This is a genomic window from Streptomyces sp. NPDC031379 (assembly GCF_055569615.1).
In genome coordinates this window covers 193871-206945 of sequence record NZ_JBVIIT010000006.1, presented here as the reverse complement: position 1 = coordinate 206945, position 13075 = coordinate 193871, and the positions used below count along the sequence as shown (strand labels likewise).

At 71.3% G+C, this 13075-nt stretch carries 13 protein-coding genes; 11 read left to right on the top strand and 2 right to left on the bottom strand.

What is annotated here, in order from left to right:
- The first annotated feature begins 24 nt into the window (after positions 1-24).
- The 7 genes from ACZ5CW_RS11200 (at position 25) to ACZ5CW_RS11170 (ending at position 6824) form a co-directional block, all read left to right on the top strand.
- Positions 25-1563, top strand: coding sequence for an ATP-dependent DNA ligase (locus ACZ5CW_RS11200; protein ID WP_468600036.1), 1539 nt, complete (start codon positions 25-27; stop codon positions 1561-1563).
- A complete protein-coding gene (locus ACZ5CW_RS11195; protein WP_468600035.1) occupies positions 1560-2033 on the top strand; it encodes an NUDIX hydrolase in 474 nt (157 codons plus the stop codon). The genes ACZ5CW_RS11200 and ACZ5CW_RS11195 overlap by 4 nt, the downstream gene beginning before the upstream one ends.
- Positions 2034-2108: 75 nt before the next feature.
- Positions 2109-3494, top strand: coding sequence for an NADP-dependent succinic semialdehyde dehydrogenase (locus tag ACZ5CW_RS11190; protein ID WP_468600034.1), 1386 nt, complete (start codon positions 2109-2111; stop codon positions 3492-3494).
- 26 nt (positions 3495-3520) lie between these two features.
- On the top strand, positions 3521-3754 hold the full coding sequence (locus ACZ5CW_RS11185; protein WP_073894992.1) for a DUF6213 family protein: 234 nt from the start codon (positions 3521-3523) through the stop codon (positions 3752-3754).
- 178 nt (positions 3755-3932) lie between these two features.
- Positions 3933-4997 carry a type III polyketide synthase gene (locus ACZ5CW_RS11180; protein WP_468600033.1) on the top strand — a complete coding sequence of 355 codons (1065 nt, stop codon included), beginning with the start codon at positions 3933-3935 and terminating at the stop codon, positions 4995-4997.
- Positions 4994-6208, top strand: coding sequence for a cytochrome P450 (locus ACZ5CW_RS11175; RefSeq protein WP_468600032.1), 1215 nt, complete (start codon positions 4994-4996; stop codon positions 6206-6208). Before ACZ5CW_RS11180 ends, ACZ5CW_RS11175 begins: the two co-directional genes overlap by 4 nt.
- Before the next feature lie 94 nt (positions 6209-6302).
- The gene (locus ACZ5CW_RS11170) at positions 6303-6824 is read left to right on the top strand and encodes a cupin domain-containing protein (RefSeq protein ID WP_468600152.1); all 522 of its coding nucleotides are present in this window, start codon (positions 6303-6305) and stop codon (positions 6822-6824) included.
- 84 nt (positions 6825-6908) lie between these two features.
- Here the strand turns inward: ACZ5CW_RS11170 and ACZ5CW_RS11165 are convergent, their stop codons facing one another.
- Positions 6909-8138 (bottom strand): acyl-CoA dehydrogenase family protein, encoded by a 1230-nt coding sequence (locus ACZ5CW_RS11165; RefSeq protein ID WP_468600031.1) that lies wholly within the window; start codon positions 8136-8138, stop codon positions 6909-6911.
- A gap of 168 nt (positions 8139-8306) precedes the next feature.
- On the opposite strand from ACZ5CW_RS11165, the gene ACZ5CW_RS11160 reads away from it, so the two are divergent.
- Positions 8307-8951: a TetR/AcrR family transcriptional regulator gene (locus ACZ5CW_RS11160; RefSeq protein WP_468600030.1), complete on the top strand. Its 645-nt coding sequence runs from the start codon at positions 8307-8309 to the stop codon at positions 8949-8951.
- A gap of 27 nt (positions 8952-8978) precedes the next feature.
- Here the strand turns inward: ACZ5CW_RS11160 and def are convergent, their stop codons facing one another.
- Positions 8979-9518: a peptide deformylase gene (gene def, locus ACZ5CW_RS11155; RefSeq protein ID WP_468600029.1), complete on the bottom strand. Its 540-nt coding sequence runs from the start codon at positions 9516-9518 to the stop codon at positions 8979-8981.
- A gap of 152 nt (positions 9519-9670) precedes the next feature.
- Here def and ACZ5CW_RS11150 point away from each other — a divergent pair, with 152 nt between their 5' ends.
- From ACZ5CW_RS11150 to ACZ5CW_RS11140, 3 genes are all read left to right on the top strand, one after another.
- Positions 9671-10909 (top strand): DUF1727 domain-containing protein, encoded by a 1239-nt coding sequence (locus ACZ5CW_RS11150; RefSeq protein WP_468600028.1) that lies wholly within the window; start codon positions 9671-9673, stop codon positions 10907-10909.
- Between the two features lie 21 nt (positions 10910-10930).
- Complete coding sequence (locus ACZ5CW_RS11145; protein ID WP_468600027.1) at positions 10931-11659, top strand: type 1 glutamine amidotransferase; 729 nt, start codon at positions 10931-10933, stop codon at positions 11657-11659.
- Positions 11660-11946: 287 nt separating this feature from the next.
- On the top strand, positions 11947-12972 hold the full coding sequence (locus tag ACZ5CW_RS11140; protein WP_468600026.1) for a 6-phosphofructokinase: 1026 nt from the start codon (positions 11947-11949) through the stop codon (positions 12970-12972).
- Positions 12973-13075: the final 103 nt, after the last annotated feature.

Here is a 13075-nt window from a genome sequence, read left to right as displayed (position 1 = left end):
GGAGCGCTGGGGCACCATGACTGCATGCTGCTGAGCCGGCTCGCCCAGGTGTCCCGGGAGGTGGCCGCCACGGCGGCCCGGTCCCGCAAGACCGCACTGCTCGCGGAGCTGTTCCGGGAGGCGGAGGCGGACGACGTGCCGATCGTCATCCCCTATCTGGCCGGACGGCTGCCGCAGGGCCGCATCGGCGTCGGCTGGAAGGTGCTCGGCCGGCCGGTCCCGCCGGCGGCCGAGCCCTCCCTGACCGTCCGGGAGGTCGACGCCCGGCTCACCGAGCTGGGCAAGGTGGCCGGACCCGGCTCCCAGGCGGAGCGGTCCCGGCTCGTCGGCGAGCTGATGGGCGCGGCCACCGAGGCGGAACAGCGCTTCCTGCTGGGCCTGCTCACCGGAGAGGTCCGGCAGGGCGCGCTGGACGCGGTCGCGACGGAGGGGCTGGCCCGGGCGACCGGCGCGGACCCGGCGGAGGTGCGGCGGGCGGTGATGCTCGCCGGGTCGCTGCAGGCGGTGGCCCGGGCCCTGCTCGGCGAGGGACCGGGGTCGCTGGACCGGTTCCGGCTCACCGTGGGCCGCCCGGTGCTCCCGATGCTGGCGCACAGCGCCTCCTCGGTCGCCGAGGCGGTGGAGAAGCTGGGCGGCTGCGCGGTGGAGGAGAAGCTGGACGGCATCCGGGTCCAGGTCCACCGGGACGGCGACACCGTGCGGATCCACACCCGCACGCTGGACGACATCACCGACCGGCTGCCCGAAGTGACGGCCGTCGCCCTGGAGTTGCCCGGCGAGCGCTTCATCCTGGACGGCGAGGTGATCTCCTTCGACGCCGCGGGGCGGCCCCGCTCCTTCCAGGAGACGGCGGGCCGGGTCGGCTCCCGCACGGACGTGGCCAGGGCCGCGGGGGAGGTCCCGGTCTCCCCCGTCTTCTTCGACGCCCTCTCCGTCGACGGCCGTGACCTCCTCGACCTGCCCTTCGCCGAGCGGCACGGGGAGCTGGCACGGCTGGTGCCCGAGCCGATGCGGGTCCGGCGCACGGTGGCCTCCGGGCCTCGGGACATCCCGGAGGCGGAACGGTTCCTCGCCGACACCCTGGCCCGCGGCCACGAGGGCGTGGTGGTCAAGGCGCTGGACGCGCCCTACAGCGCGGGCCGGCGGGGTGCCGCCTGGCTGAAGGTCAAGCCCGTCCACACCCTCGACCTGGTGGTGCTGGCCGCCGAGTGGGGGCACGGCCGCCGCACCGGCAAGCTCTCCAACCTGCACCTCGGCGCCCGCGCCCCCGACGGCGGCTTCGCGATGCTCGGCAAGACCTTCAAGGGCATGACCGACGCGATGCTCGCCTGGCAGACCGACCGGCTGCGGGAACTGGCGGTCGAGGACGACGGCTGGGTGGTCCGGGTCCGCCCCGAACTCGTCGTGGAGATCGCCTACGACGGTCTGCAGCGCTCCTCCCGCTACCCGGCCGGTGTCACGCTCCGGTTCGCCCGCGTGGTCCGCTACCGCGAGGACAAACGGCCCGAGGAGGCGGATACCGTGGAGGCCCTGCTGGCGGCCCATCCGGAGGTCGAGCCGTGACGGTGCGTGCGACGAAGCGCAGCGCGGGTCTGTTGCTGTTCCGGCACACCGACGAAGGGCTGGAGGTGTTGCTCGGGCACATGGGCGGTCCGTTCTTCGCGAAGAAGGACGCGGGCGCGTGGACCGTCCCGAAAGGCGAGTACGAGCCGGACGAGCCGGCCTGGGAGGCGGCCCGGCGGGAGTTCCAGGAGGAGCTGGGGCTCGCGCCCCCCGACGGCGAGGCCCTGCCGCTCGGCGAGGTCGTGCAGAGCAACGGCAAGATCGTCACGGCGTGGGCGGTCGAGGCGGACCTCGACCCGGAGTCGATCACCCCCGGGACCTTCACCATGGAGTGGCCGCCGAGGTCCGGCCGGACGCAGGAGTTCCCGGAGCTGGACCGGGTGGCGTGGCTCGGTCTGGACCGGGCCGGCGAGGTGATCGTCCGGGCACAGGCCGCGTTTCTGGACCGGCTGGCGGAGCACTCGGGCTGAACGGGGCCCCACGCGTTGCGACGGGCGCGGTCGCGCGCGAAGGTCGAAGCAAGCCCGCTCCCAGGGAGGTCAGCCATGCCCATCGCGACGGTGAACCCGGCGAACGGCGAGACGCTCAAGACGTACGAGCCCATGGGCGAGGAGGAGCTGGAACGCCGGCTCCAGCTCGCCGAGGCCACGTTCCGCACGTACCGGACGACCACGTTCACCGAACGCGCCCGGCTGCTGAACCAGGCCGCCGATCTGCTGGACCAGGACCAGGACGAGATCGGCAGGGTCATGACCACGGAGATGGGCAAGCCGGTCAAGCAGGCACGGGCGGAGGCGGCGAAGTGTGCCAAGGCGATGCGCTGGTACGCGGAACGCGCCGAGGGCCTGCTGGCCGACGAGGAGCCGGCCGGCTCGGACGTGCGGGACTCCGGCGCCTCCCGGGTCCGGGTCCGCTACCGGCCGCTCGGGCCCGTCCTCGCCGTGATGCCCTGGAACTTCCCCCTCTGGCAGGTGATCCGGTTCGCCGCGCCCGCGCTGATGGCCGGCAACGTGGGCCTGCTCAAGCACGCCTCCAACGTCCCCCAGACAGCCCTGTACTTGGAGGACCTGTTCCACCGGGCGGGTTTCCAGGAGGGCTGTTTCCAGACACTCCTGATCGGCTCGGGCGCGGTGGACGACATCCTGCGCGACGAGCGGGTGAAGGCGGCCACCCTGACGGGCAGCGAGCCCGCGGGCCGGGCGGTCGCCTCCACGGCCGGGGAGATGGTGAAGAAGACGGTGCTGGAGCTGGGCGGGAGCGACCCCTACATCGTGATGCCCTCCGCCGACCTCGACCGCGCGGCCCAGGTCGCGGTCACCGCGCGGGTGCAGAACAACGGGCAGTCCTGCATCGCCGCCAAGCGGTTCATCGTGCACACCGACGTCTACGACGCCTTCGCGGAGAAGTTCGTCGCGGGCATGCGGGCCCTCAGGACCGGCGACCCGCTCGAGGAGGACACCGAGATCGGGCCGCTCTCCAGCGAGCGGGGGCGCAAGGATCTGGAGGAGCTGGTCGACGACGCCCGGCGCAGCGGGGCCGAGGTGCTGTGCGGCGGGGAGCGGCCGGACGGGCCCGGCTGGTACTACCCGCCGACCGTGCTCGCCGGCATCACCCGGGAGATGCGCATCCACCGCGAGGAGGCGTTCGGGCCGGTCGCCACGCTGTACCGGGCCGGCGACCTGGACGAGGCGGTCCTGATCGCCAACGACTCGCTGTTCGGACTGAGTTCGAACGTGTGGACGCGGGACGAGAACGAGGTGGAGCGGTTCGCTCGGGATCTGGAGGCGGGCGGCGTGTTCGTCAACGGGATGACCGCCTCCCATCCGGCGCTCCCGTTCGGCGGCGTGAAGCGGTCGGGCTACGGGCGTGAGCTGTCCGGGCACGGAATCCGCGAGTTCTGCAACATCACCACGGTTTGGCAGGGTGCGTGAGCACTGCGCGGCTACCATCCCCTTTTGTGAACCGCGAAGTGACCCTGCCTCTGATCGTCGACGACCGCGGTACCTTGCAGGTCGCTGCGGCCGATGTGAGTAAGTTGTTGCGGACCGTGGGCGGGCGGTGGCTGCATCTTGTCGAGGCCGGGGAGCAGGGACTGGACGAGGACACGGTCGCTGCCCTGACCATCGAGCTGGCGAAGCTGGCGGATCGTATCGACGTGGCGTGCATCGCCCACAGCAGCGGGGCGCCGTAGGACCCTGCGCCGTAACGGTCGTCCTGGCGTTTTCCCTCGTCCGGCCGCAGAAATCGCCCGGTGGGCGTGGTCCGGGGTCCCCGATTTGGAGTAGTCCAACGCGAGATCGTCGCCCTCCCGAGTGACCGTGGGTGGAGCACCCCAGAGGTGAACCACTCGCGGAAAGCAGGGACGGTTCATGGCGACTTTGTGCAGACCCTCGGTGTCGGTCCCGGAGTACGTGATCACGGTGGAGGAGACGCTGGAGCTGGCGCGCTCCCGCCACGCGGACCACCCTCAACTGGCACTCGCCCTGCGGCTGATCGAGAACACGGGCGTGAAGACCCGGCACATCGTGCAGCCCATCGAGGAAACCCTCAAGCACCCGGGCTTCGAGGAGCGCAACAAGCTCTACGAGGCCGAGGCCAAGGCCCGGGTCCCGGCGGTGATCCAGCGCGCGCTCGACGACGCCGAGCTGCTCACCAGCGACATCGACGTGATCATCTACGTGTCGTGCACGGGCTTCATGATGCCCTCGCTGACGGCGTGGCTGATCAACGAGATGGACTTCGACAGCACCACCCGTCAGCTCCCGATAGCCCAGCTGGGCTGCGCGGCCGGCGGCGCCGCGATCAACCGGGCCCACGACTTCTGCTCGGCCTACCCGAACGCCAACGCGCTCATCGTGGCCTGCGAGTTCTGCTCGCTGTGCTACCAGCCCACCGACCTCAGCGTCGGCTCGCTGCTCTCCAACGGCCTGTTCGGTGACGGCATCGCCGCCGCCGTGGTGCGCGGACGCGGCGGCACGGGCGTCCGGCTGGAGCGCAACGGCTCCTACCTGATCCCGAAGACGGAGGACTGGATCGCCTACGACGTCCGGGCGACCGGCTTCCACTTCCTGCTGGACAAGCGGGTGCCGACGACCATGGAGCCGCTCGCACCGGCGCTGAAGGACCTGGCAGGCACGCACGGCTGGGACGCGTCCGACCTGGACTTCTACATCATCCACGCGGGCGGTCCCCGAATACTCGACGACCTCAGCAAGTTCCTGCAGGTCGACCCGCACGCGTTCCGGTTCAGCCGGTCCACGCTCACCGAGTACGGCAACATCGCCAGCGCCGTCGTGCTGGACGCGCTGCGCCGGCTGTTCGACGAGGGCGGCGCGGAGGACCGGGCGCGTGGCCTGCTCGCCGGCTTCGGACCCGGCATCACCGCCGAGATGACGGTGGGCCGCTGGGTCTCCTCGGACGGAGACGGGCGATGACCGACGACACGCTCACCGAGGTCCAGCCGCCGGTCCGGCAGTGGCCGGCGGTGGACCTGGCCGGGACGGACTTCGACCCGGTGCTGACCGAGCTGATACGCGAGGGACCGGTCACCCGCATCCAGCTGCACAACGGCGAGGGCTGGGCCTGGCTGGTCACCCGGTACGACGACGTGCGCATGGTGACCAACGACCCCCGCTTCAGCCGCGAGGCGGTCATGGAGCAGCCGGTCACCAGGCTCGCCCCGCACTTCATCCCCGACCGGGGCGCGGTCGGCTTCCTCGACCCGCCCGACCACACCCGGCTGCGCCGCTCGGTGGCCGCCGCCTTCACCGCGAAGGGTGTGGAGCGTGTCCGCGACAAGGCGCGCGGCATGCTGGACGAGCTGGTCGACGAACTCCTCCGGGACGGCCCGCCCGCCGATCTCACAAGTGCGGTGCTCAGCCCGTTCCCCGTCGCGGTGATCTGCGAGCTGATGGGCGTCCCGGCCGATGACCGGCACGAGATGCACACCTGGACCCAGCTGATCCTGTCCTCCGCGCACGGCAAGGAGGTCAGCGAGAAGGCGAAGCGCGAGATGAGCGCCTACTTCTCCGACCTGATCGGGCGGCGCGGGGACAGCACGGCCGAGGACGTCGCCTCTCTGCTCGGTGCCGCCGTGGGCCGGGGCGAGGTGACGCGGGAGGAGGCCGTCGGCCTCGCCGTCCTGCTCCAGATCGGCGGCGAGGCGGTCACCAACAACAGCGGGCAGATGTTCTACCTGCTGCTGACCCGCCCCGAGCTGGCGCAGCGGTTGCGCGACGCGCCGGCGATCCGCCCGAGGGCCATCGACGAACTCCTGCGCTACATCCCGCACCGCAACGCGGTCGGGCTGTCCCGGATCGCCCGGGAGGACGTGGAGATCAGAGGGGTCCGCATCCGGACGGGCGATCCGGTCTACGTCTCCTACCTGGCCGCCAACCGCGACCCGGACGTCTTCCCGGACCCGGAGACCATCGACTTCTCCCGCAGCCCGAACCCGCACGTGGCGTTCGGCTTCGGCCCGCACTACTGCCCGGGCGGCCAGCTCGCCCGGCTGGAGTCGGAGCTGTTGGTGGACGCCCTCCTGGACCGGATCCCGGGGCTGAAGCTGGCCGTGCCCCCGGACCAGGTGCGCTTCCGCAAGGGCGCCTTGATCCGCGGGCCCGAGGCCCTGCCCGTGACGTGGTGAGCGGGCGATGACGACGGCCGAAGGACTGGCGGTACCCGAAGGGCCCTCGGCACCAGGAGTGGCGACGGCCCGGGCGGATCCGCCGGTCCAGGAAGTGACACCGGTCGAAGGGCTGCTCGTACCGCCGGGCCACGGGCGTGTCGTCGAGACGGCCGCCCAGCGGGTGACGTTCAAGGTCACCGGCGCCCACTCGCGGATGGCCTCCACCTTCGAGGTGGAGGTCCCGCCGGGCTTCGACGTGGGCGCCCATGTGCACACGCGCAGCGAGGAGTTGTTCTACGTGCTCGAGGGCGAGCTGGACGTGCTCGCCTTCGAGCCCCGCGTCCGGACCCCCGACAACTGGCAGAAGTGGGAGTCGGGTTCCGGCAGCAGGGTGGTGCGGGCGACGCCGGGGACGGTGATCGTCGTGCCGCCCGGGTGCCCGCACGCGTTCGCGAACCCGACGGGCACGCCCGCGAAGATGTTCTTCCAGGCGAGCCCGCCGCCGGACCACGAGCGCTACTTCGAGGAACTGCTGGAGATCCTGCGTGACGGCGGCCCACCGGACCAGGAAGCCATCGAGGCACTGAGGGAGAAGTACGACATCGAGCAACTGACCCCCCTGAGACACCGCTGAGCGTCCCCGTCGAGGGGCGCGGGGAACTGCGCGACCGGCCACGACGGGCTCGCGGTCCGGATCGCGCAGGATCCCCCCGCGGTGCTATCGGATGGGCATCCCGGCCAGGGTCCGCGCGATGACGAGCCGCTGGATCTCGCTCGTCCCCTCGAAGATCGTGTAGATCGCGCTGTCCCGGTGCATCCGCTCGACCGGGTACTCGCGGGTGTACCCGTTACCGCCCAGGATCTGGATCGCCTGCGCGGTCACCTTCTTCGCCGTCTCGCTGGCGAACAGCTTCGACATGGATCCCTCGGCCGCCGTGAACGGCTTGCCGTTGATCGCCATCCACGACGCCCGCCACACGAGCAGCCGGGCCGCGTCGATCTGCGTCCGCATGTCCGCCAGCTGGAACGCGACACCCTGGTTGTCGATGATGGGCCGCCCGAACTGCTCCCGGGTCCTGGCGTAGTCGAGGGCGACTTCATAGGCCGCCCGAGCGGTGCCGACCGCCATGGCCCCGACGGCGGGCCGCGACGCCTCGAACGTCGCCATCGCCGCGTTCTTCACGCGCTCCCCGTCGGCGGCCTTCGCCTTCTCCCGGGCCCGGGCGAGCCGCTCGTCCAGCTTCGCCTTGCCGCCGAGCAGGCAGGAACCGGGGACGCGGACGTTGTCGAGGACGACCTCGGCGGTGTGCGAGGCGCGGATGCCGTGCTTCTTGAACTTCTGTCCCTGCGCCAGGCCCGGCGTGCCCGGGGGGACGATGAAGGACGCGTGGCCCTTGGAGCCCAGCTCCGGGTCGACCACGGCGACGACGACGTGGACGTTGGCGATGCCGCCGTTGGTCGCCCAGGTCTTCGTGCCGTTGATCACCCACTCGTCCTTGGCCTCGTCGTACACGGCGCGCGTGCGCATGGAGGCCACGTCGGAGCCGGCGTCGGGCTCGGAGGAGCAGAACGCGGCCACCTTGACATCGTTCTGGTCGCCGTACATCTGCGGGATCCAGGTGCCGATCTGTTCCTCGGTTCCGTTGGCGAGAACGCCCACGGCGGCGAGGCCCGTGCCCACAATGGAGAGGGCGATGCCCGCGTCGCCCCAGAACAGCTCCTCCATGGCCATGGGGATACCGAGGCCGGTGGGGTCGAAGTACTGCTGCGCATAGAAGTCGAGGGAGTAGATGCCGACCTTCGCGGCCTCCTGGATGACCGGCCAGGGCGTCTCCTCGCGCTCGTCCCACTCGGCGGCCGCGGGGCGGATCACGTCCGCCGCGAAGCCATGGAGCCAGTCCCGGACTTCCTTCTGTTCGTCGTTCAGCTCCATGGTGAACTCGGCCATGTCCCCTCCAGCGGCGGCGTGCGATGTTACTAGCGGTAACCCGAGTGTGTTACCGGCGGGTAGGAATGTCAACCGCTGATGACGCCTCGGCATCCCGTTCGATGTCAGGGGCACCGTCAGTGTTAGTTTGCGCAGGCGTCACCGAATCAGCACGGGTGGGGAGAGCACATGGACACCACGCAGCGGACCGATCAGCAGCGGTCCGCCGACCGCCGACGGCGCGAGCTGCTGGAGGCCGCCGACCGGGTGGTGCTGCGCGACGGACCGCAGGCGTCGATGAACGCGATCGCGGCGGAGGCGGGAATCACGAAGCCCATCCTCTACCGCCACTTCGGCGACAAGGGCGGACTTTACGCGGCGCTTGCCATGCGGCACACCGACGCACTGCTCGCCTCCCTGCGGGCGGCGCTGGACGCTCCCGCCGATCGGCGGGAGCGGGTCGAGTCCACGCTGGACACGTACCTCGCCGCGATCGAGGCGCGGCCCCAGGTGTACCGGTTCCTCATGCATCCGGCCGAGGGGAGCACGGGAGGCGACCACGGCTTCGACGTCGGCAAGCACTCGGCTCCGCTGCTTCGGCGGATGGGCGAGGAGCTGGCCCAGGTCATCGAGGAGCGAGTGGACCTCGGGCCCGGCAGTCAGCAACTGGCCCGGGTGTGGGGACACGGGATCGTCGGGATGATGCACGCGGCCGGGGACTGGTGGCTCGGGGAGCGACCGTGCTCGCGGGCCGAGTTGGTGCGCTCCCTGGCCGATCTGCTGTGGGGGCGCCTCGCGGCGGCCGGCGACAAGATCGGCGGTCCGGGGTTCTGAGGGGCGCAACGACAGGGGCGACTGCCCTCACCGGTGCCAGGACGCCCGGCGGACCTGCCTCGTCAGCCTGCGTTTCCGCAGGCCCGTGAGGTGATCGGCGTACACCGTGCCCTCCAGGTGGTCGCACTCGTGCAGCAGGCACCTGGCGAAGAATCCCGTGCCGTGCACGGTGACCGGCTCCCCCGTCATCGTGACGCCCTCCACCACCGCGTGGTCGTGGCGCTCCGTCCCCGCCTCCAGGCCCGGCAGGGACAGGCAGCCCTCCGGACCGCGGATCACCACGCCGTCGCTCTCGACCAGGCGCGGGTTCACCACGTGGCCCAGGTGACGGACGTCCTCGTCATCGGGACAGTCGTACACGAACACCCGCAAAGGCACCCCGACCTGATTCGCGGCCAGGCCCACCCCTTGTGCCGCGTACATGGTCGCGAACAAGTCCTCCACCAGGTCGGCCAATTCGGAGCCGAAGTCCGTGACCTCCCGGCAGGGCTGGTGCAGGACGGGGTCGCCGAGCAGGGAAAGGGGCCGGACGCGCCCGTGGGCGCCCGGGATCGAGCCGTGTCGCATAGCGGCAAGGGTACGGTTCGTTCAGCCCATACCCGCCGCACGGGCATGGCCCGGGATTCGGGTGTGCGAATGGATCTCGATAGGCTGAGGTCCACACCCACGTTGCCGGATGGCCCCAGGCGCGGCGCGTACGCAAGGAGGATCGAGAACTGATGGCAGGCAACTCGGACCCGCTCTCGCCGCGGGCCAAGCTGGCCGTGACCGCGGGCAAGGCGGTAGCCGCGGCATCGCGCGCCGCAGGACGCGGCAGCGGGTCGGTGATCGGTGGCCGGGTCGCGCTGAAACTCGACCCCGACCTGCTCGCCCGGCTCGCCCAGAACCTGGACGTGGTCCTGGTCTCGGCGACCAACGGCAAGACCACGACCACCCGGCTCATCGCCGAGGCGCTGCGCGCCGCCGGTCCGGTCGTCTCGAACGCGCTCGGCGCCAACATGCCGGCCGGCATCACCTCCGCGCTCGCGGGCGGCTCGGACGCCAAGTTCGGTGTCATCGAGGTCGACGAGAAGTACCTGGCCGGCGTGGCCCGGGACACCGACCCCAAGTGCATCGCCCTGCTGAACCTCTCCCGCGACCAGCTGGACCGCGCCGCGGAGACCCGCATGCTCGCCGAGAACTGGCGCGAGGGTCTGGCCGGGTCGAAGGCCGTCGTCGTCGCCAACTGCGACGACCCGCTCGTGGTGTGGGCCGCGTCCTCCTCCCCGAATGTGATCTGGGTCGCGGCCGGGCAGATGTGGAAGGACGACGCCTGGTCCTGCCCGTCCTGCGGTGGCGTGATGCAGCGCCCGGGCGACGACTGGTTCTGCGGCGAGTGCGGCTTCCGCCGCCCGACGCCGACCTGGGCACTGTCCGGAGACCACGTGCTCGACCCGCACGGGTCCGCCTGGCCCATCCATCTGCAGCTGCCGGGCCGCGCCAACAAGGCGAACGCGGCCTCCTCCGCGGCCGTCGCCGCCGTCTTCGGGGTGCCGCCGCAGGTCGCCCTGGAGCGGATGTACCAGGTGCAGGCCGTGGCCGGACGGTACGACGTCGTCCAGTTCCAGGGCCGTGACCTGCGCCTGCTGCTGGCCAAGAACCCGGCCGGCTGGCTCGAGACGTTCTCCCTGATCGACCCGCCGCCCGCCCCGGTGATCCTGTCCGTGAACGCGCGCGGGGCCGACGGCACCGACACCTCCTGGCTGTGGGACGTCGACTACACGCGGCTGACCGGCCACCCGATCTTCGTCGTCGGCGACCGGAAGCTGGACCTCGCCGTCCGTCTGGAGGTCGCGAACCAGCACTTCCAGGTCTGCGAGAACCTCGACCAGGCTGTGCAGATGTGCCCGCCCGGCCGGATCGAGGTCATCGCGAACTACACCGCGTTCCAGGACCTGCGCCGCCGCGTCGGCAACTGATCTTCGAAGGGCGATCACCTCATGAGTGACAACCAACTGCGGCTGGTGTGGATCTACCCGGACCTGCTGAGCACCTACGGCGACCAGGGCAACGCGCTCGTCGTGGAGCGCCGGGCGCGCCAGCGCGGCCTGGACGTGGCCCGGCTCGACGTGCGCAGCGACCAGCCGATCCCGACCTCCGGCGACATCTACCTGATCGGCGGCGGCGAGGACCGTCCGCAGCGGCTCGCGGCCGAGCGGCTGCGCCGTGACGGGCATCTGCACCGGGCGGTGGAGAACGGCGCGATCGTCTTCTCCGTCTGCGCCGGCTACCAGATCCTCGGCCACGAGTTCATCAACGACCTCGGCCAGCGCGAGCCGGGTCTCGGCCTGCTCGACGTGGTCTCGGTGCGCGGCGAGGGTGAGCGCTGCGTCGGCGACGTCCTCGCGGACATCGACCCGCAGCTGGGCCTGCCCCAGCTGACGGGCTTCGAGAACCACCAGGGCGTCACCCACCTCGGTCCCACCGCCCGGCCCTTCGCCCGGGTGCAGATCGGCAAGGGCAACGGCACCGGGGACGGCACGGAGGGCGCGTACAACGGGACCGTCTTCGGTACGTACATGCACGGGCCGGTCCTCGCCCGCAATCCCCAGATCGCGGACCTGCTGCTCAAGCTCGCGCTCGACGTCAACGCGCTGCCGCCGACCGACGACCGCTGGTACGAGGCACTCCGCAGCGAGCGCATCGCGGCTGCGCAGCAGCCTGCGTGAACACAGCTGCGCAGCAGCCTGCGTGAACACTGCTGCGCGGCAGCCCGCGTGCCCGCGCGGTGCGGCGCGCGCCAGTGTCCTTCCAGTGGCGCTGAAGGCATCCTGAAGCACCTTCCGGCAGGCTCCGTCGTGGGCCCGCCTGACAGGCCGTCCGCTCACATGTGCGGGCGCGTCCAGCAGGCGGACGCCCGCTACGGAGCCACCCGGTCACGCCGGTAGGGTGGCCGGGAATCCGCCGGACAACGTGGTCCGGTTTACCGGCCCACGTTGAGAAGGTAAATCGGGCTATGCGCATTGGTGTCCTCACGTCCGGCGGCGACTGCCCCGGCCTGAACGCCGTCATCCGGTCCGTCGTGCACCGTGCCGTCGCCGACCACGGCGACGAGGTCATCGGCTTCCGGGACGGCTGGAAGGGCCTCCTGGAGTGCGACTATCTCAAGCTCGACCTCGACGCCGTGGGCGGCATCCTGGCTCGCGGCGGCACCATCCTCGGCTCCTCCCGGGTCCGCCCGGAGCACCTGCGGGACGGCGTGGAGCGGGCCAGGGGCCATGTCGCGGAACTCGGTCTGGACGCGATCATCCCGATCGGCGGCGAGGGCACGCTGAAGGCGGCCCGGCTGCTGTCGGACAACGGGCTGCCCATCGTGGGCGTGCCCAAGACCATCGACAACGACATCGCTGTCACGGACGTCACCTTCGGTTTCGACACCGCGGTGACCGTGGCGACGGAGGCGCTCGACCGGCTGAAGACGACCGCCGAGTCGCACCAGCGCGTGCTGATCGTGGAGGTCATGGGCCGCCACACCGGCTGGATCGCGCTGCACTCCGGCATGGCGGCCGGCGCCCACGCCGTCGTCGTACCGGAACGCCCCTTCGACATCGACGAGTTGACGCGGAAGGTCGGGGAGCGGTTCGAGGCGGGCAAGCGGTTCGCCATCGTGGTCGCCGCGGAGGGGGCCAAGCCGCGGCCGGGCTCCATGGAGTTCGACGAGGGCGGCAAGGACATCTACGGCCACGAGCGCTTCGCGGGGATCGCGCGGCAGCTGTCGGTCGAGCTGGAGCATCGGCTGGGCAAGGAGGCGCGCCCGGTGATCCTCGGGCATGTGCAGCGGGGCGGCACGCCGACGGCGTACGACCGGGTGCTCGCGACCCGGTTCGGGTGGCATGCGGTGGAGGCCGTGCACCGGGGTGAGTTCGGCATGATGACGGCGCTGCGCGGGACCGACATCGTGATGGTGTCGCTGGCGGAGGCCGTGGAGACGCTGAAGACGGTGCCGGCCGAGCGGTACGACGAGGCGGAGTGCGTGCTGTAGGAAGGCTCGCCGCAGCCGCAGCCGCCCCCGGTCGCAGACGTGACCGGGGGCGGTTCTAGTCTTGGGGGCGGACAACTCGCACAACCCCCACGAATCAGGAGCC

Bases quoted from the DNA above. Each gene is read 5' to 3' on its own strand.
- ACZ5CW_RS11200 (WP_468600036.1), top strand. From the start codon at position 25: ATGCTGCTGAGCCGGCTCGCCCAGGTGTCCCGGGAGGTGGCCGCCACG.
- ACZ5CW_RS11190 (WP_468600034.1), top strand. From the start codon at position 2,109: ATGCCCATCGCGACGGTGAACCCGGCGAACGGCGAGACGCTCAAGACG.
- ACZ5CW_RS11180 (WP_468600033.1), top strand. From the start codon at position 3,933: ATGGCGACTTTGTGCAGACCCTCGGTGTCGGTCCCGGAGTACGTGATC.
- ACZ5CW_RS11175 (WP_468600032.1), top strand. From the start codon at position 4,994: ATGACCGACGACACGCTCACCGAGGTCCAGCCGCCGGTCCGGCAGTGG.
- ACZ5CW_RS11165 (WP_468600031.1), bottom strand. From the start codon at position 8,138: ATGGCCGAGTTCACCATGGAGCTGAACGACGAACAGAAGGAAGTCCGG.
- ACZ5CW_RS11160 (WP_468600030.1), top strand. From the start codon at position 8,307: ATGGACACCACGCAGCGGACCGATCAGCAGCGGTCCGCCGACCGCCGA.
- def (WP_468600029.1), bottom strand. From the start codon at position 9,518: ATGCGACACGGCTCGATCCCGGGCGCCCACGGGCGCGTCCGGCCCCTT.
- ACZ5CW_RS11150 (WP_468600028.1), top strand. From the start codon at position 9,671: ATGGCAGGCAACTCGGACCCGCTCTCGCCGCGGGCCAAGCTGGCCGTG.
- ACZ5CW_RS11145 (WP_468600027.1), top strand. From the start codon at position 10,931: ATGAGTGACAACCAACTGCGGCTGGTGTGGATCTACCCGGACCTGCTG.
- ACZ5CW_RS11140 (WP_468600026.1), top strand. From the start codon at position 11,947: ATGCGCATTGGTGTCCTCACGTCCGGCGGCGACTGCCCCGGCCTGAAC.